15 protein-coding genes are annotated in these 20,003 nt (G+C 41.0%); 6 read left to right on the top strand and 9 right to left on the bottom strand.

Annotated features, from left to right (window positions below; translation table 11 throughout):
- Complete coding sequence (glgB, locus tag AU255_RS13070; protein ID WP_080523397.1) at positions 1–2,178, bottom strand: 1,4-alpha-glucan branching protein GlgB; 2,178 nt, start codon at positions 2,176–2,178, stop codon at positions 1–3.
- Positions 2,179–2,273: 95 nt separating this feature from the next.
- Here glgB and glgC point away from each other — a divergent pair, with 95 nt between their 5' ends.
- The 5 genes from glgC to ruvB all read left to right on the top strand — a co-directional run bounded on the left by glgC (position 2,274) and on the right by ruvB (position 8,739).
- On the top strand, positions 2,274–3,554 hold the full coding sequence (gene glgC / locus AU255_RS13065) for a glucose-1-phosphate adenylyltransferase (protein WP_080523396.1): 1,281 nt from the start codon (positions 2,274–2,276) through the stop codon (positions 3,552–3,554).
- Positions 3,544–5,232 carry a glycoside hydrolase family 57 protein gene (locus AU255_RS13060; protein WP_080523395.1) on the top strand — a complete coding sequence of 563 codons (1,689 nt, stop codon included), beginning with the start codon at positions 3,544–3,546 and terminating at the stop codon, positions 5,230–5,232. Before glgC ends, AU255_RS13060 begins: the two co-directional genes overlap by 11 nt.
- Positions 5,233–5,237: 5 nt before the next feature.
- Entirely contained in the window at positions 5,238–6,722 is a 1,485-nt protein-coding gene (gene malQ, locus AU255_RS13055) for a 4-alpha-glucanotransferase (RefSeq protein WP_080523394.1), read from the top strand.
- A gap of 81 nt (positions 6,723–6,803) precedes the next feature.
- On the top strand, positions 6,804–7,694 hold the full coding sequence (cysM, locus tag AU255_RS13050; protein WP_080523393.1) for a cysteine synthase CysM: 891 nt from the start codon (positions 6,804–6,806) through the stop codon (positions 7,692–7,694).
- 7 nt (positions 7,695–7,701) lie between these two features.
- A complete protein-coding gene (ruvB, locus tag AU255_RS13045) occupies positions 7,702–8,739 on the top strand; it encodes a Holliday junction branch migration DNA helicase RuvB (RefSeq protein ID WP_198942649.1) in 1,038 nt (345 codons plus the stop codon).
- A gap of 274 nt (positions 8,740–9,013) precedes the next feature.
- Here the strand turns inward: ruvB and AU255_RS13040 are convergent, their stop codons facing one another.
- From AU255_RS13040 to AU255_RS13010, 7 genes are all read right to left on the bottom strand, one after another.
- Positions 9,014–9,427, bottom strand: a complete 414-nt coding sequence (locus tag AU255_RS13040; RefSeq protein WP_080523391.1) for a single-stranded DNA-binding protein — start codon at positions 9,425–9,427, stop codon at positions 9,014–9,016.
- 161 nt (positions 9,428–9,588) lie between these two features.
- Positions 9,589–10,683, bottom strand: a complete 1,095-nt coding sequence (thrC, locus tag AU255_RS13035) for a threonine synthase (protein ID WP_080523690.1) — start codon at positions 10,681–10,683, stop codon at positions 9,589–9,591.
- Between the two features lie 5 nt (positions 10,684–10,688).
- The gene (locus AU255_RS13030; RefSeq protein ID WP_080523390.1) at positions 10,689–11,999 is read right to left on the bottom strand and encodes a homoserine dehydrogenase; all 1,311 of its coding nucleotides are present in this window, start codon (positions 11,997–11,999) and stop codon (positions 10,689–10,691) included.
- A 122-nt stretch (positions 12,000–12,121) separates the two neighbouring features.
- Positions 12,122–13,306: an alanine transaminase gene (alaC, locus tag AU255_RS13025; protein ID WP_080523389.1), complete on the bottom strand. Its 1,185-nt coding sequence runs from the start codon at positions 13,304–13,306 to the stop codon at positions 12,122–12,124.
- Positions 13,307–13,530: 224 nt separating this feature from the next.
- Positions 13,531–14,940, bottom strand: coding sequence for a PhoH family protein (locus tag AU255_RS13020; protein WP_080523388.1), 1,410 nt, complete (start codon positions 14,938–14,940; stop codon positions 13,531–13,533).
- A gap of 3 nt (positions 14,941–14,943) precedes the next feature.
- On the bottom strand, positions 14,944–15,417 hold the full coding sequence (locus AU255_RS13015) for a peroxiredoxin (RefSeq protein ID WP_080523387.1): 474 nt from the start codon (positions 15,415–15,417) through the stop codon (positions 14,944–14,946).
- Positions 15,418–15,666: 249 nt separating this feature from the next.
- A complete protein-coding gene (locus tag AU255_RS13010) occupies positions 15,667–16,104 on the bottom strand; it encodes a YcgN family cysteine cluster protein (RefSeq protein WP_198942648.1) in 438 nt (145 codons plus the stop codon).
- Positions 16,105–16,853: 749 nt separating this feature from the next.
- Here AU255_RS13010 and leuB point away from each other — a divergent pair.
- On the top strand, positions 16,854–17,963 hold the full coding sequence (gene leuB, locus AU255_RS13005) for a 3-isopropylmalate dehydrogenase (protein WP_080523385.1): 1,110 nt from the start codon (positions 16,854–16,856) through the stop codon (positions 17,961–17,963).
- A gap of 112 nt (positions 17,964–18,075) precedes the next feature.
- Here leuB and AU255_RS13000 read toward each other — a convergent pair whose 3' ends face one another.
- Positions 18,076–19,626: an alpha-isopropylmalate synthase regulatory domain-containing protein gene (locus AU255_RS13000; protein ID WP_080523384.1), complete on the bottom strand. Its 1,551-nt coding sequence runs from the start codon at positions 19,624–19,626 to the stop codon at positions 18,076–18,078.
- Between the last annotated feature and the right edge of the window lie 377 nt (positions 19,627–20,003).

Below are 20,003 nucleotides of genomic sequence, written 5' to 3'. Positions count from 1 at the left end.
CTATAGTTTTAATACAATGCCGGCTAATGGAGGAATAGTAATATTAATAGAATATGGTTGATTCATCCATGGAGTCTCTTCGGTATGTACCTGGCCGTTACCTGCATTACTGCCGGCATAAAATTTTGAATCCGAATTAAAAATTTCTAAATATGTACCAGGTGCAGGTACGCCAATACGATAGTTTTCGCGTGGAACAGGCGTGAAATTCAAAACGTTGATTAAGGTTTCATTTTCTGTTTTACGTAAGTAACTGATAATTGACTGCTCTACATCATGACAATCAATCCACTCAAAGCCTCTATTATCAAAATCATGTTGAAAAAGAGCAGGGTGCTGAACATACATTTTATTTAAATCTTTGACCAGAGTGTGCATCCCTTTATGGAACGAGTAATCCATGACATACCAGTCGAGTGCCTGATTAAAATTCCATTCCGTACCTTGCGCAAATTCACAGCCCATAAACAGTAATTTTTTACCGGGGTAAGTGAACATAAAGGTGTAAAGTAAGCGCAAATTAGCAAACTTTTGCCATTCATCACCGGGCATTTTACTGAGCATGGAGCCTTTGCCGTGAACAACTTCATCATGAGAAAAAGGCAAGACGAAATTTTCAGTAAATGCATATAGCATGCCGAAAGTCAGTTGATCATGGTGATGACGACGGTGTACAGGGTCTTGTTGCATATATGACAGGATGTCATGCATCCAGCCCATATTCCATTTCATGGAAAAACCCAATCCGCCCGTCCAGGTTGGGCGCGTTACTTGAGGCCATGAAGTTGATTCTTCGGCAATAACCACTGTGCCTGGATGTTGTTCATGAGTGAGGGTATTTAGCTCACGTAAAAAATCGATCGCTTCCAGGTTTTCATTTCCGCCATACATATTAGGCAGCCAGTCATTTTCTTCACGCGAATAATCAAGATAGAGCATAGAGGCTACTGCATCTACACGTAAGCCATCTAAATGAAACTCTTCTATCCAGAAAAAGGCGCTAGATAACAGGAAGTTTTTCACTTCATTACGGCTGTAATTATAGATCAATGTTCCCCAGTCACGATGTTCACCTTTACGTGGGTCTTCATGCTCATACAAACAACTACCATCAAAACGTGCCAAAGCAAAATCATCTTTGGGAAAATGCGCAGGCACCCAGTCAAGCAGGACGCCGATATTATGTTGGTGGCAGTAATCAACAAAGTAACGAAATTCATCCGCATTGCCATGGCGACTTGTAGGCGCAAAATAACCGCTGGTCTGATATCCCCAAGAGGCATCAAGTGGGTGTTCGGTAATAGGTAATAGCTCGATATGAGTGAAGCCCATATCTTGTACGTATTTTACTAGTTGGTGTGCTAAATCAATATAATTCAGGAAGTTACCCTGGCTATCACGCTGCCATGAGCCTAAGTGCACTTCATAAATCGACATGGCTTCACTCAGCCAATCGTGCTTAATGCGTTTATCGATCCATTTCTTATCTTGCCAATCATATTGGCTTTCATTGACAACACGTGAGGCTGTTTGCGGGCGAAATTCAAACTGTTGGCCATAAGGATCGGTTTTGACACTAATCTGCTGTGTATCACGATTAAGAATTTCAAATTTATATAAGCAGCCTTCTGTTAATCCAGGGATAAATATTTCCCATATCCCACTGCCGCCTAATACACGCATTGGGTGACAGCGACCATCCCAGTTATTATATTCGCTAACAACACTCACGCGATCTGCATTGGGTGCCCATACGGTAAATAAAACACCGTCGATGCCTTCCACTGTATGTAAATGTGCACCTAATTTTTTATAGATATGCCAATGCCGGCCTTCGCCAAATAAATGCTGATCAAATTCGGGAAGTTCAGAACCAAAAGCATAGGGGTCGTATTGTTCGTAATAATGACCTGATTTGTCAGTGATCTCAAACTGGTAATATCTCTCCAGTGTTTTTGGTACATCACTAGTCTGAAAAAAATCTGTACCAGGGATACGTTGCATTGCGATTTTTTGGCCAACAATACTAACAGTATCAGCATTAGGTAAAAAAGCCGTTATCGTTGTTATAGTTTTGTTGGTATGTCGTCCTAGTACTGAAAAAGGGTCGTGATGTTTTGCTTCAATTATTTTTATTAAATCAGAATCAAGCGGAGTTTTTTTTGCTGGCTTGTTCATTTTATAATGCCTCTGGTGGTAGAATAAGTCTTGATTGAATAGTAACAAATAAAAGACCATAAAGTAATAGCCTATTTAAATTAACGAGGATGAGTATGTCAAATTCAGAAGAACGCCACCATGATCGTTTTGTAAGTCATTTAACTCGCAACAGCATTGCATTAATTCTAGCAGGTGGTCGCGGTTCACGTTTAAAAAACATGACCGATTGGCGCGCAAAGCCGGCAGTTCCTTTTGGTGGCAAATTTCGTATTATTGATTTTCCTCTGTCAAATTGTATCAATTCTGGTATACGTAAAATAGGTGTCTTAACGCAATATAAATCGGATTCTCTGATTCGACATCTGCAGCAAGGCTGGGGGTTTATGCGTGGTGAGTTTGGCGAATATGTCGATTTGATGCCTGCGCAACAACGTACTAGTGAAGATTCATGGTATTTAGGAACAGCGGATGCCATTTATCAGAATATTGATATTTTACGCAGCCGTAAACCTGAGCATATTATTATTCTTGCGGGTGATCACATTTATAAAATGGACTATGGCGCGATGTTAGCGGATCATGTGGAACAAAATGCTGACTTAACTATAGGTTGTCTGGAGGTGTCTTTAGAAGAGGCTAAAGATTTTGGTGTCATGGCTGTTGATGAAAAAAGGCGTGTTAAAGACTTTGTGGAAAAACCTGATAATCCACCGACGATGCCTAATAAAGCAGACAGAGCTTTAGCGTCGATGGGGATATATATTTTTAATACGGGCTTTTTATTTGAGCAATTACTAAAAGATGCGGATACCAAAGGGTCTACACATGATTTTGGACACGATATTATTCCAGCAGTGATTGATAAATATAATGTCAATGCTTATCCTTTTCTAGATTTACAAAGTGGAGAGCAAAGCTACTGGCGTGATGTAGGTACCATTGATGCATACTGGGCAGCTAATATGGAACTGATCGGGGTGAAACCTAATCTGAATTTATATGATCAGACCTGGCCTATCTGGACTCATCAGACACAAACGCCACCCGCCAAATTTGTTTTTGATGATGATGATAGAAGAGGGCAAGCAATTGATTCCATGGTTTCAGGCGGTTGTGTTATTTCAGGATCAGTTATTAAGCATTCACTGTTGTTTTCGCAAGTGCGTGTTAATTCATATAGCACCATTACTGATTCTTTACTGTTACCCGATGTTAATGTAGCAAGGCATTGTCGAATTACTAAAGCAATTATTGAAAAAGGTTGTCAGGTTCCTGAAGGGACTGTTATTGGTGAAGATCGAGCTGAAGATGAAAGGCGTTTTCATGTTAGCCCCGGTGGCGTTGTGTTGGTAACACCAGATATGCTGGGTCAAAGAAGACACTATGTCAGGTAAGAAAAAAATAAAACTGGTCTTATGCTGGCATATGCATCAGCCAGAGTATAGAGACAGGCATACAGGTGAGTTTCAATTGCCATGGACCTATCTACACGTTATAAAAGATTATGTGGATATGGTGGCACATCTTGAAGCGGAGCCTGATGCCAAAGCGGTAGTTAATTTCGCCCCAATTTTGCTGGAGCAAATAGAGGACTATGCGCAGCAGGTCAATTGTTATTTACATGAGAAAATAGAAGTAAATGATCCTTTGTTGGCAGCGTTAGTGATGCCTACGATTACAGTCGATGTCGAGGACAGAATACAGCTGATTAGTGATTGTATGCGTGCTAATCGTGAGCGACAAATTGATCGCTACCCGGCCTATAAAGAATTAGCTCAAATGGCAGAATGGGTACAGGCAAATGGTGATATAGCCAAATATATCAATTCACAATTTATTGCGGATATTTTAGTCTGGTATCATCTTGCCTGGATGGGGGAAACGGTAAAATTATCCGATGCCAGAGTGCAACGCTTAATAAGCAAAGCAAGTAATTTTACTTTACATGATCGCATTGAGATTATTGAAATAATTGGTGAGTTACTTTCAACCGTTATTTATCGTTATAACGCGTTGGCAAGAAAAGGTCGAATAGAGCTTTCAGTAACGCCTTATGCACACCCGATCGTGCCTTTAATGCTGGATATAAAATCGACACATGAAGCGATGCCAGACGCACCTTTACCAGATTTAGATATCTATCCCGGCGGTGAGGAAAGAGTTAAGTGGCATATTAATCAGGGTATTGCTACCTTCAAGCACTTTTTTGGAACAGCCCCTGAAGGTTGCTGGCCTTCCGAAGGCGCGGTAAGTCAAGCAACCTTGAAAATTCTTGGTGAAGCGGGCTTTGCATGGGCAGCAACGGGCGGTCAGGTTCTACATAATAGTCTGCATATTTCAGATACTGATAGTAAGCAAAATGTACATCATCCTTTTCAGGTCAGTGGTACCAATATTCCCTGTTTTTTCCGTGATGATGGCTTATCGGATTTAATTGGGTTTAAGTATTCCAAATGGCATGCCGATGATGCAGTTGGTAATATGATTCATCACCTGGAAAATATTGCACGGCATGAACCAAAGGGGAGTGTCGTCTCTATTATTATGGATGGTGAAAATGCATGGGAGTATTTTCCTGAAAATGGCTACCATTTTCTAAATGCCTTTTATAAACGTTTAGCTGAACATCCGGATATAGAATTGACCACTTTTTCAGAATGCCTGGCAGACAAAGTGGAGGTTAAGCCTTTATCAACATTAATGGCAGGTAGTTGGGTATATGGTACTTTCTCTACCTGGATTGGCGATACTGATAAAAACCGTGGCTGGGATATGCTCTGTGACGCAAAAAAATGCTTTGATAAGGTCGTAGCAACAAACCACTTATCCAAAGAGCAGCTAATAGAAGCTGAATTCCAGTTAGCAGTTTGTGAGGGCTCCGACTGGTTTTGGTGGTTCGGAGATTATAACCCTGACCAGGCTGTCAGTAGTTTTGAAAAACAATTTCGCTTGAATTTAACCAATTTATATCACTTATTAGATGAACAGCCCCCTGCCTATTTATCCTTGTCTTTTACACAAGGTTCCGGTGCTCCCGCAATGGGTGGTACTATGCGTAAAGGTACAAGTTAAATAATATGGACATTAATGAAGATAATTTATTAGCGCATCGACGTGCGGGTGTATTGTTACATATAACCTCGTTACCCAATGAGAATGGATCCGGAAATTTGGGCGTGGAAGCCTATAACTTTGTTGATTTTTTGCATAATGCAGGTCTTAAGGTATGGCAAACCTTACCCCTGGGAGTGCCACATGGTGACGGCTCTCCCTATCAGTGTTTGTCTGCTCATGCCGGTAATCCAGGGCTTATTTGTCTGGAAGAATTAAAACAGAAAGGCTGGTTACAAGAAGCAGGGCAATGCGATACTTGTGAGACGGGAGACGATGATTTTCTAAACTGCCTGTTGGCTAAAACTTATACGGGATTTGAAAATCTAGCGAGTGTTGAAGAAAAACAACAATACGTAAACTTCTGCACCAATAAGTCGAATTGGCTGGATGATTATGCTTTATTTGTAGCATTACGTAACGAGTTTTCCCAGCAATGCTGGAATCAATGGCCAGAGCCCTTAAAAGAAAGAAAGCCTGCTGCACTAAAAGAAGCACGGCGAAGAATGGTATCTGCAATTGAAATCATAAAGTTTGAGCAATTTCTTTTTTATCGTCAATGGATGGCCCTTAAGGAATATGCGAATAATAAAGATGTTTTATTATTTGGTGATATTCCTATTTTTGTGTCTTATGATAGTGCCGATGTCTGGGCAAACCGTGCAGTGTTTAAACTGGATAAAACGGGTCAAATGTCTGTTGTTGCAGGGGTGCCCCCTGATTATTTTTCTGTAACGGGACAGCGTTGGGGTAACCCCCATTACGACTGGAATTATTTAAAAAAATCCAGATTTGCCTGGTGGAATGACCGCCTGCGTAGCCAGTTAGAAATGTTCGATATATTACGTATTGATCATTTCAGAGGTTTTGAAGCAGCGTGGGAAATTCCAGCCAGCGAAGACACGGCTATTAATGGTGAATGGGTTAAAGCACCAGGGCATGAATTGCTGGCAGCCGTTAAAAAAGAATTTGGTAATATTCCATTAGTTGCCGAAGATTTAGGAATTATTACTGCAGAAGTTGATCAACTTAGAACTGATTTTAATCTTCCGGGAATGAAGATTTTACAGTTTGCCTTTGGTGATACAAATAGTAACCCCTACTTACCGCATAATTATGATCATAACTGTGTTGTTTATACTGGAACACATGATAATGATACGACATTAGGTTGGTATAACGCATTAAATGATCATGATAAACAGCGTATATACCGGTATTTAGGTCATCCTCAGGTCTCTATGCCTTATTTATTGATCGGTACTGCCTTTTCCTCGGTAGCAAATCTGGCGATTGTACCTATGCAGGATATTTTAGAATTAGCTAGCGAAGATCGCATGAATACACCGGGAACCATCGAAGGCAACTGGAAATGGCAGTTTTCCTGGGCACAATTAACGGAAGCTCAAGTGACTAGAATATCGGAGATAGTTAAGGTGTTTTCTCGTTAGAACTGGTAGAGCGGGCATTAATCCGCTCCATTTATATCGACCATAGCGAACTACTAAAGTCCGCTCTTTTCGCCTTTGCTTATGACTTATTCAACCATAGAAGCCTTTGTAGGCAACACACCGTTAGTTAAATTACAGCGCTTAATTCAGCCAGGTTCTAATACTGTTTTAGTTAAACTTGAAGGTAATAATCCTGCTGGTTCAGTGAAAGATCGTCCGGCAATAAGTATGATTCAGCATGCCGAAGCGCGTGGAGATATTAAGCCAGGTGATTATTTGATCGAAGCAACCAGTGGTAACACAGGCATTGCTTTGGCCATGGCAGCCGCAATTAAGGGTTATCATTTAACCTTGATTATGCCGGATAATATGAGTACGGAGCGCCGTGCTTCCATGAAAGCTTATGGTGCAGATATAATCCTGACCCCTGCAGAAGGCAGTATGGAAGCTGCGATAGATTTAGCCAGGAAAATGGAGGCAGAAGGAAAGGGGCGTATATTAGATCAATTTGCGAATCCTGATAACCCTCTGGCTCATTATGAAGGTACTGGTCCTGAAATATGGCGAGACACCCACGGACAAATAACACACTTTGTAAGTGCTATGGGCACGACAGGCACTATTATGGGGACATCGAAATTTTTAAAAGAACAAAACCCGGATATTCAAGTTGTCGGTGTGCAACCTGAAGATGGTGCAAAGATCCCTGGTATACGCCGTTGGCCACAAGAATACTTGCCTAAAATTTATCAAGCGTCTCGTGTTGATAAAATAATAAATATTGACCAGCATACGGCTGAACAAACTATGCGTGATTTAGCCGCTAAAGAAGGTATCTTTGCGGGTGTTTCCTCTGGTGGCGCGGTTGCCGCAGCGCTAAGGCTGGCACAGGAAGTTGAAAATGCGACCATAGTTGCCATAATCTGTGATCGTGGCGATAGATACTTATCAACAGGTGTCTACCCCGGCTAGATAAATGATTGAAACCGATCGTATTATCAGTGCTAGCGGACAAGTAGATGAGGAGCGTCAAGACCGTGCAATCAGACCGAAAACCCTAAATGATTATATCGGACAAGAAGCTTTATGTGAGCAGATGCAAGTGTTTATTCAGGCATCAGTGGCGCGTAAAGAAGCGCTGGATCATGTACTTATTTTTGGCCCGCCGGGACTGGGAAAAACCACACTGGCAAATATCATCGCCAATGAAATGAATGTTAATCTACGCCAGACATCAGGGCCTGTACTTGATAAAGCGGGTGACTTAGCCGCCTTATTAACCAATCTTGAAGCGCATGATGTTTTGTTTATTGATGAAATTCATCGCTTGAGCCCGGTAGTCGAAGAAATTCTGTATCCGGCTATGGAAGACTACCAAATCGATATAATGATCGGTGAAGGACCGGGAGCAAGATCAATTAAACTGGATTTACCGCCTTTTACTTTAGTCGGTGCAACCACAAGAGCTGGCCTTTTAACATCACCCTTACGTGACAGGTTCGGTATCATACAACGACTTGAGTTTTATACTGTCGATGAGTTGACGCATATCGTCACCCGTTCAGCCAAAGTTTTAGGAATACAAATTGACAAAAAAGGTGCTCATGAAATTGCTAAACGTTCGCGCGGTACTCCTCGTATTGCCAACCGTTTATTAAGACGGGTACGCGATTATACCGAAGTGAGAGGTGATGGTACTATTGATCAAGGTATTTCACAACAGGCTCTAAGCATGTTAAAAGTTGATCATTGTGGTTTCGATCAGTTGGACAGGCGTCTGTTAAAAACCATCATCGATAATTTTGATGGTGGCCCAGTTGGACTGGATACCCTGGCCGCAGCAATTAGTGAGGAACGTGGCACCATAGAAGATGTGCTAGAGCCTTATTTAATCCAACAGGGTTTTATCATGCGTACGCCGAGAGGTCGTGTAGTCACAGGAAAAACCTATCAACATTTTGGCTTAACCGCGCCTAAACCGAGTGTACTAAACAACGAAGATTTTTTCCCGGACTGAAAAATTATGTTTCAATGAGTATTAGTAGACAGTATTGCTTGTTTGCATTGCTCATATTCGCGCTCTAATGGTAATGTAAACCAGTTTTTAGAAATGCCCTCCTTTATTAAACCATTATATGTTTCGGGGTAGTCAAACAGGTTTGGCATCAGTGAGCGATTTGTAGATAACAAGAAAGTGATCAGTTAAAATTTTCCAGGCGTTGCTATGGTATTAACCAACGGGTCGCAGGAAATTCCTGAAAACAAGCTGTTGATTTATTTCCAGGTCTCTCCTAAAAGGGCACATCATCATAATCGTCATTTGCAGGATAACTTGATTGTATGGGTGCTGATTGTTTTGGCTGGTAATTTTGCTGCGCTGGTTGGGCTGCACTGCTTTTACCAACCAAGTCTATAATATTGGCATTCAACTCAAGGCTAGACCTGGTCGTGCCATCATTTGCCTGATATTCTCTTTGGGATAATTCACCTGAGACAAATACCTGTTGCCCTTTTTTAAGATAATTGTGCAGCTGGCCTTCTGCACGTCTTCCCCATAAAGCAACACGAACCCATATTGTTTGTTGTTTTTCGCCAAAGCCAATATTGTTTGCTACTGTGACATTTAGTACTGTCTGGCCATTAGGTGTTGTTCTGACTTCGGCATCTCTGCCTATTATTCCAGTGAAACTGAATACGTTACTCATATCGAAGGTGTTCCTTATTTTTTAAATCAAGTAAACACGTAGGCTGGGTTAGATTTTTTTTTGCGTAGCTTTAAAAAACGTAACCCGGCACTGTTTTCTGGGTTACGTTATCTGCGCTACGCTTGTTAATCTAACCTAGCCTACGGTTTTTTTGCATGCTATTACATATTATCCAGAATTGCTTTTTTTACGGCTTCCAGGGTTGCATCGATTGAAACAGGGTGTGTGTCAGAACACTGTGAAATAGCTGTTTCCGGATCTTTTAAGCCATTTCCTGTTAAGGTGCAGACTATGGTGCTGCCTTCAGGAATTTTACCTGTTTCTATATCCTTTAATGCGCCTGCTAATGAAGCAGCGGATGCAGGTTCACAGAAAATACCTTCGTGGCTTGCCAGCATTTTTTGAGCAGCCAGTATTTTTGCATCAGTAAAGCTATCAAACCAGCCGCCCGATTCTTTTTGCGCGTTCCAGGCAAAGTCCCATGATTGTGGATGACCTATGCGTATAGCGGTAGCAATAGTTTCAGGATTATCGATCATTTTACCCGCGATAAAAGGAGCTGCGCCTGCTGCTTGATAGCCGCACATGACAGGGCGTTTTGCACAGACAGCAGCGAGGCCATTTGTTTCAGTTGCGTATTCGCTGTAGCCTTTCCAGTAAGCGGTGATATTACCTGCATTGCCCACAGGTAGGCAATGGTAGTCCGGGGCTTTACCTAGCTCATCAACAATTTCAAAGGCAGCTGTTTTTTGACCATCAATTCTGAACGGGTTAATTGAGTTTACGATGGTGACAGGCGCGTGGTCAACTATTTCCTTAACCAGGCTCATGCCTTGATCAAAATTACCACGGATCTGGATGATTTGTGCACCATACATTAAAGTCTGCGCCAGTTTTCCTTGAGCAATTTTTCCTTCTGGAATTAAGACAAAGGCAGAAATACCCGCACGTACTGCATAAGCTGCTGCAGAAGCCGAGGTATTTCCTGTAGAAGCGCAAATAATTGCCTTGCTACCATCTTCAACCGCTTTAGTCACAGCCATAGTCATGCCACGGTCTTTAAATGAACCAGTGGGGTTTAAACCTTCGTACTTAACGTAAATATCAACATCTTTACCAATGAGTCTGGGAATATTTTGCAGTTGAATCAGTGGTGTATTACCCTCACCTAAACTAATAACGCGAGTTGAATTACTGACAGGAAGACGGTTTCTGTAACGTTCAATTAAACCTGTGTAATGTGTTTGTGTTGCCATAATCATTAACCTAATGTTTCAAGACGGATGCGTGTTACTTGTCCAGTAACAGACGATAAATTTTCGATTGCAGAAATGGCTGCATCCATTTCTTTTTCAATTGTTTTCTGGGTGAGCATAATGATAGATACTCTGGTTTCACCCTGTTTTGGTTCTTTTTGTATCAGCGCTTCGATGCTAATGTTTTGTTTAGCCAAAATACCCGTAATATCAGCTAGAGTGCCGGGTTTATCTTCAACGGTTAGACGTAGGTAGTAGGTTGTTTCTATTTCTGCAGGCGCCAGTATCGGTAAATTATTAATCTCGCTCTCTTGAAAACCAAGGTAAGGGACTCTGTTTTGAGCATCAAGAGCTAAAGCACGAACCACGTCGACTACGTCTGCAATAACAGCGGAGGCAGTAGCTTCAGAGCCAGCGCCAGCGCCATAATAAAGGGTAGGACCAACCGCATCGGCTTGCACTAAAATAGCATTCATCACTCCGTCAACATTGGCTATCAATCGCCGCTCGGGAATCAGGGTAGGGTGTACTCTAAGTTCTATGCCGTTTGCTGTTTTACGAGCAATACCTAAATGTTTGATACGGTAGCCTAATTCTCCCGCATACTCCACGTCGGCACGTGTGATTTTAGTAATTCCCTCGGTATATACATTTTCAAACTGCAGTGGAATGCCAAATGCAATCGAAGCCAGGATCATTAGTTTATGCCCGGCATCGATACCTTCGACATCAAAAGTTGGGTCAGCCTCTGCATAACCTAGTGCTTGTGCTTCTGTGAGTACATCAGCAAAGTCGCGTCCTTTATCACGCATTTCGGTCAGAATAAAATTGCCGGTGCCATTGATGATTCCTGCTAACCAGTTGACCTGGTTGCCGCTTAGTCCTTCGCGTATGGTTTTAATAATCGGGATACCCCCGGCAACAGCTGCTTCATAAGCAACCATGACATTAGCTTTGCTTGCAGCAGCAAAAATCTCGTTACCGTGTAGTGCAATCAGTGCTTTATTTGCGGTAACAATATGTTTGCCATTGGCAATCGCTTGTAAAACCAGCTCTTTAGCCAGATCGGTTCCACCCATCAACTCTAAGACGATTTCGATCTCAGGATCATTGATGATTTCATAAGGGTCGGTACTTAACGTGATGCCTTGTGTGTCGCAAATACGTTCTCGAGTAAGATCTCTCGCTGAAGCGTGGGTGATCATAATTTCTCTTCCAGCACGACGTGAGATTTCTTGTGCGTTGCGTTTTAAAACATTTACCGTACCGCCACCGACAGTACCTAAACCTAAAACACCAACTTTTACTGGCTTCAAATCAAACTCCTAGGCAGATATAACTAAATTTCTTGTGTGTAACCCAAGCATTTGCACAGGTTTTTTAAATCAGTTTGTATGGCAGGCGGACTTAATGCCCAGCCATACAATATGAATGGTTCCTAAATCAGGCCATCTTTTTTAAACATGGCACGAATTCCGCGCACAGCTTGACGGGTTCTGTGTTCATTTTCAATTAAACTAAAGCGTACATGATCATCACCAAAATGGCCAAAACCAATACCTGGTGATACTGCAACTTTGGCTTCATTGATTAATTTTTTGGAAAATTCAAGAGAGCCCATTTCTTTGTATGCATCAGGAATCTGTGCCCAGACAAACATGGTAGCTTTTGGCCTTTCTACTTTCCAGCCTATTGAGGTTAAGCCATCACAAAGTACATCACGGCGTTCTTTATACATGGCACAAATGTTGGCTACACAATCCTGCGGCCCCTCTAATGCGGCAATTGCAGCAATTTGAATGGGTGTAAACATGCCATAATCCAGATAGGATTTAATGCGTGCAAGAGCAGCAACTAACTCGGAGTTACCGCACATAAAACCGACACGCCAGCCAGGCATATTGTAACTTTTAGATAAAGAAAAGAACTCTACAGCGACTTCTTTTGCTCCTGGAATTTGCAAAATAGACGGTGCTTTATATCCGTCAAATACGATATCAGCATAAGCAATGTCATGTACTACCCATATCTTATGCTCTTTTGCGACTTCAATAATACGCTCAAAAAAATCCAGCTCAACACATTGTGATGTCGGATTTCCCGGGAAATTAAGAATGAGCATTTTGGGTTTTGGCCAGGATTCAGCAATCGCTTTATGCAATTCATCTACAAAATCTACACCGGGTACCATTTTTACGTGGCGCAAATCAGCACCGGCAATAACCACACCATAAGGATGAATCGGGTAAGCTGGATTGGGTACCATAACGGTATCTCCAGGACCCAAGGTAGCCAAAGCCAGATGTGCCAGTCCTTCTTTTGAGCCGATAGTAACAATCGCTTCAGTTTCTGGGTCTAAATCAACATCGAAACGCTTTTTATACCAATTGGCAATGGCTCGCCTCAGCCGGGGTATGCCACGGGAAACGGAATAACGATGCGTATCCTGACGCAATGTGGCCTCTACCATTTTATCGACTATATGTTTGGGAGTAGGCTGATCAGGATTCCCCATGCCAAAATCAATAATATCTTCGCCTTGTGCTCGTGCTTTTGCTTTCAAATCATTAACGATGTTAAAGACATAAGGTGGTAGACGGCTAATACGGTGAAATTCTTCCATTGGGGACTCTTAATTAAACGGCTTTTTAATGTTAAAGAAAAAAAGGGTTACTATTTAAATCAGCCTGCTAACTTACTGTTGTTAACAAGATATGTCAATTGAGAATACAACTTATTTTTTGTTTTTACGCTCGGACTTTGAGTATTTATCGAGAAAGTTGCGTAGTTGAATAGAATGGACTCAAGTTCGCTCTCACTGGATTACTAATTATTCTGTACGCAAGTTTATAATACATCAGATGCATAGTCTGCCAGACGTGAGCGTTCACCTCGTTTTAGAGTGATATGGGCACCGTGACTCCAGGACTTAAACTTGTCCACAACATAGGTCAATCCTGAGCTGGTGGCTGTTAAATAGGGGGTATCAATTTGTGATAAATTACCGATACAGATAATTTTGGTGCCGGGGCCTGCTCGGGTAATTAACGTTTTGATTTGTTTAGGTGTGAGATTTTGTGCCTCATCAATAATTAAATAGCGGTTTAAGAAAGTACGGCCGCGCATAAAATTGAGTGAACGAATTTTAATTTTATTCATTAAGATCGTTTTAGTAACATCTTTTTCCCAGTCACTATCTTCCTCTTGCTTACCCAGTAACTCCAGATTATCAATCAGCGCACCCATCCAGGGAGCCATTTTTTCTTCTTCAGTGCCGGGTAAAAAGCCGATGTCCTCACCTACAGGAACTGTTTCACGGGTCATAATGATTTCGTGATAGATCTTATCGTCCATGGTTTGTGTTAGCCCTGCAGCCAGAGCTAATAATGTTTTTCCTGTTCCAGCTATGCCAAGTAAAGTGACAAAATCAATATCTGGATCCATAAGTACATTAAAAGCAAAGTTTTGCTCTCTGTTTTTGGCAAATACACCCCAGACGGAACGATGTCCTTCGCGGTAATTAATCGCCAGTTCCAATGTTGCCTTATCATTTTCAACTGAACGCACAATGGCTTCAAAATCTGAATTATTTTCAATATACAGGTACTGGTTTGGATGCCAGTCAGTTACCAATGGGCCTTCAAGTTTGTAGTATGTCCGTCCTTGTTCTATCCATGATTGCATTTTGTTGCCATGCGTTTCCCAGAAATCATCGGGCAGGGCAGTTGCACCACTATAGAGTAGGTCTATATCATCCAGGGTCTGATCGGTATGGTAATCTTCTGCCTTTAATTCCAGAGCTGCAGCTTTGATGCGCATATTAATATCTTTCGAGACTAATATGATATGCGTATCAGGAAATTGATTTTGTAGAGTCAGAACAATACTTAAAATGGAATTATCTGCAAGACTACCGGGCATTGAATCAGGTAAAGCTGCAGTCATCTGTTGAGTTTGTAGATATAAGCGACCTTCCAGAGCATTCTCTTTTTGCCCCGAACTTTGCAATTGAGACAAAGCTAAGCCTTGCTTAATATCGTTCGGATTCGTACCTTTTAATAGATCATCAATAAAGCGACTGACCTGGCGTACATTGCGTGCGACTTCTGAGACGCCTCTTTTAGCATGGTCCAGCTCTTCCAGAACAATCATGGGAATAAAAATGTTATGTTCCTGAAAGTGAAATAAAGCAGCAGGATCATGCATTAAAACATTAGTATCTAGAACAAATAATTTTTTTGTCGCACTTATATTCATTAATTACTCTCCTAATTCAGCCAATTTTTGTAAAACTTCATCCATATGAACTTTCACTTTTACTTTGCGCCATTCGTGAATAAGCTTTCCCTCTGGATCGATTAAAAATGTACTTCGCTCTATGCCCCGAACCTGCTTACCATACATATTTTTCATTTTGATCACATCGAACAAGTTACATAACACTTCTTCTTTATCAGAGAGTAAGTCGAAAGGAAATCCCTGCTTAGATTTAAAGCCTTCATGCACGCGCACGCTATCACGAGAGACTCCAAGAATTACGGTATTGAATTGTGTAAACTGGTCGTAGTGATCACGAAAATTCTGTCCTTCAGTAATACAGCCAGGTGTATTGTCCTTTGGATAAAAATACAACAGCACATATTTGCCTTTATAGTCGGAAAGCTGAATGCTTTTATCTCCGGTGGACATTGCTGAAAAATCAGGTACTTTACTCTTTAAACTAACTGTAGGCATTAGGACTCCGGGTCAATTGTTGATAGTGGATAAGACTAACATAACAAGCTAAGGGCAGGAATGAAAAATTAGCGGTACTTTGAAAGAAGTTTTATATTTGCGTTAGTTTTAATGTTTAAGTTTGAGAATTGAATGCCCCGCTATAAGAATTTCAGGGAAGACTTTATAAAAAGGTAATGCAGGTAATTATTCTGAGCATAGGCTGACTATGCTGGAATTAGCCAGTCTACAACTCTCTAATGATATTGTTTAATCTAGCCATTCAATAATATGGTCTTCCAGATCATCGATTTGAGACTCTTTCATGGCAAAACTACTAATTGATACCCCAGCGTCTTTGACACTTTCCTGAGTGCCAGAGATTAAGGGATGCCAATTAGGTAGAGGCTTTCCATCACTAAGTAGGCGGTAGGCGCAGGTGGCGGGGAGCCAGGTATATTCAGCAAAGTCGTGTTGTTTTAAATCTATGCATTCAGGGACTAATGTAGTACGTTCTGAATAATGAGTACAACGGCAAGTATCCAGATCGATTAAATCACAAACAACACTGGTAAAAAATATTTCGCCACTATCTTCGTCCTCTAGTTTATTTAAGCAGCATTTAGCGCAGCCGTCGCATAAGGATTCCCACTCTGTAGTGGACATTTCCGAAAGTTTTTTTGTTTCCCAAAATTTCATATGTGCTATATCAATCTAAAAGTATTACTAAAAAAAATTTAAGCATTAGTAGTGCTGTAGAGCTTACAGAGATTACTTAAGTAAGCGGACTAAAGTGCGTCCTAGAGTATCAGCCGGTAGTTTGTCTGTAAATCTTGTTTAATAACTTAGGTGTAGAAAGCTAACTTGTCAGCATAAACTATCATAGCATGACTATTGATAGAGTCATCTGTTTGCCAGTTTAGGGTGATTTATCCTTTTATAATGCGCATTGCTTTTTCCTCCAGAACTGGGCAGTGTTGATAATGCAATGAATTTTTTTTGCATTGCATAGCATATTTAACGCAATGTTTTTAGCACAAAATCATGAGGTAGTTGCCGTTGATATTATTACCGAGAAAATTGATTTACTCCATGTGAAAAAGTCATCCAGCGCCGATTCTGAAATAGAAGAAGTTTGCAAAACAGATTGATTAATTTTAGCGCAACTCTGGATAAACAAAGTGCTTATGAGAATAATGAATTGTACTTATTAGTTGAATCTAAGAATGCAGGTATTACTGTCTGTCGCTAACTGTTTAGCTGATGAACTTAAGGGCGTTGAGACCAAGGTCTATACGCGAGATTTGTTTGGTAATGATTAACTCATTTTATGGGCATTATTTGCTCAAATTATTGTTGATAATTACCGCCATAGATAAGGTAGAATGGTCAGTTATTGACTAGATCTGTCATGGCTGGTCTATAGAATTTTTAAACGAATATTTTAAAGGTAAATAATGAAGAATTACAAAATCGCAATTTTGGCAGGTGATGGAATTGGTCCGGAAATCACACGGGAAGCAGTGAAGGTTTTAAAACTTATTGAAGAGCGTAACGATGTCAGCTTTGAATTAATGCCTGCGCTGTTTGGAGCCTGTGCCTATTTTGCAACTGGAGATGCTTTTCCGCAAGAAACCAAGGACATCTGTGATAGTGCCGATGCGATTCTTAAAGGCCCTATTGGTTTAAGTCATGAGGAATCAAAAAATATTCCTATTGATAAACAGCCTGAGCGCGGTGCATTATTGCCCATGCGTCGTCGTTACAATACTTATGCAAATTTTCGCCCTGTTTCCTTGCCGAAAGAATTGGCGCATTTTTCACCTTTAAAAGCAGAAATTATTGGCGAAGGGATCGACATCATTATTGTGCGTGAGCTAGTCGGTGGTTTATATTTTGGTGAAAAGGAGATGGGCGTAAATAAAGATGGCCTACGCTATGTAAAAGAAACTCTGGAATATGATGAAAATCAGATTCGTCAGATTCTGCATCAGGCATTCAAATTAGCCGGCCACAGGAAAAAAGTACTACATAATATTCATAAAAGTAATGTATTGAAATCCAGTGTATTGTGGAATGAAATTCTAGAAGAAGTGGCTGTAGAATATCCTGAAATCGAAGTCATTAATATTCTGGTTGATGCTGCAGCGACTTTATTATGTTTAAAACCAACACAGTTTGATGTGATGGTGATGGAAAATATGTTTGGCGATATTTTAAGTGATCAGGGCGGCGGTATTCTTGGTTCACTTGGTTTAATGCCTTCGGCTTGTATAGGCGATGATAAAGCTTATTATGAACCTTCGCATGGATCTGCACCTGATATAGCAGGAAAAAATATAGCCAACCCTTATTCCATGATTGGTTCGGTTGCCATGATGCTGGAAAACAGTTTTGATATGGCTGATGAGGCAAAAAATGTCTGGGCTGCAATGCAAGGTGTTTTTGCTGACGGTTTTTCTACTGCAGATCTATCCAAACCGGGCTCAGGTGTTAATATGATTAGCACAATAGAGTTTGGAGACAAGGTGGTAGAGAAATTATCAAAAATGCCTAAGGTTGGATAAACAATTTTAATACTGATGGTTTATATTTGAGTTTTGTAGGTTGGTTTAGCTTTTTTAACGTTGTATAGATAGATAGCGTATTCCAGCCTACGGCTTTAATAAAAACAGGCGGTTAAGATGGTTCCCCATTTTGCTTTTTCTCATGTAATTGAATATTAATTATTCTCAATGCCGCCAAAATAGCAGCAAAAACCTGATTGGAATGAACGCCGCGTGTTTTACGCTTATGATTATCACAATCCCATGTAATAACACACTCTGTGAGAGCACTAGTATGGCCGCCTTTGGGAATTCTTACTTCATAATCCAATAATTCAGGCAGGGTGTAATCATGCAGCTTCATCACTTTGTTGATCGCATCGATAAAAGCATCAAAACCACCGTTTCCGCAGCCTGAGGCAACATGCCGTTTACCGTTAACATCAACACGCAAGCTCACGGTTGATTCCAGTTCAAAACCACTGGTAATCGAACAATTAATAAGTTTGATATGCTGATAATTTTTACTTTCCAAAACATCGGCAATAATAAATGGCAAGTCTTCAGTGGTAATCGTTTGTTTAGAATCACCTAGCTTTACAATCCTGGCCAGGACTTTCTTCTGGTTTTCTTCAGACAGGTCTAGCTCCAGCAATTCCAGGTTCTTTTTTAGCGAGGCTTTGCCGCTCATTTTTCCTAGTGCATAGCTATGAATACGTGAAAAGCGTTCAGGTACTAATTTGCTTTTATACAAGCCGCCTTTCTGATCTCCATCGGCATGGATACCCGCTGTTTGTGTGAAAACGTCAGTGCCAATAATAGGCGCGTTGGCGGCAACGCGTTTACCGGAAAAGTTTTCTACTAAATGGCTGGTAGGCATTAAATGACTTTCATTAATAGATAGCTCCATGTCCATTTTGTCTCGCAATACGACACTTACCTGAGCGAGTGAGGCATTACCTGCTCTTTCTCCCAGACAATTTATAGTGCAGTGAATTGAGTTAATTCCTGCACGTACAGCTGCCATCGCGTTGGCAGTTGCCAGGCCATAATCATTATGCGGGTGAAAATCAAATTGCAACTCAGGGTATCTATTGCACATATCACTTAGGTTTTCAAAAACTTCTTCCGGAGACATGACACCCAAAGTGTCGGGTAACATAAAGTGATTGATGCCATTACGCTGCAAGCTGTCCATTAAAGCAAAAACATAATTCCGATTGTCGCGATAACCGTTTGACCAGTCTTCCAGGTAGACATTGACTGTTAAGCCTTTTGACAGAGCATAGTCAACTGTTTTAAGAATATCATCTACATGTTGCTGCAGTGTTTTGCCTAGCTGATCCCGGCAGTGTTTTTCACTGCCTTTAGTGAGCAGGTTAATAACACTCCCACCTGCCTCTAATATCCAGTCGACACTAAGGGTATGGTCAACAAACCCTAATACTTCGACACGGCCATCAAAGCCTTCTTTGCGTGCCCAGTCATTAATTTGTTTTACAGCATGCTTTTCACCCTCTGATACACGTGCAGAGGCGACTTCAATTCGATCTACTTGCAGTGCCTGCAAGAGTGCTTTGGCGATACTTAACTTTTCATCAGGAGCATAGGAAACCCCTTGTGTTTGCTCGCCATCACGTAAAGTTGTGTCCATTAACTGGATGTGTCTGGATTGCGTGGACATATTGTTTGCCTTGAAAATAAAAGGATGATGTAGCTTGGGTTAGCTTATCAAAGGTAGTGCAGATAAAGTAACCTGACATTTTAGGATAACAAATAATGTTCTTGTTCCCACGCTCTGTGTGAATGCGGTTTATGACATTTTGCGTTACGGGACGCCGAGCGTTTCGGTATGAGTTCCCGCGCAGAACACCACTGCCATTAAATTAAGAATTTATTATTTCATAATCAATGCATTACACAGTAGGTTGGGTTAGATTTTTTTGCCAAGCAATAAAAACGTAACCCAACAAGCTTCGTTTAGCATATATGTTGGGTTACGTTATCTACGCTTCGCTAGATAAGCTAACCCACTCTACAATGTAACGTACTGTTTATTAT

It is taken from the genome of Methyloprofundus sedimenti (assembly GCF_002072955.1).
GTDB lineage: Bacteria > Pseudomonadota > Gammaproteobacteria > Methylococcales > Methylomonadaceae > Methyloprofundus > Methyloprofundus sedimenti.
The sequence above is the reverse complement of the archived record's forward strand: the minus strand, read 5'-3'. Positions and strand labels throughout refer to the sequence as shown.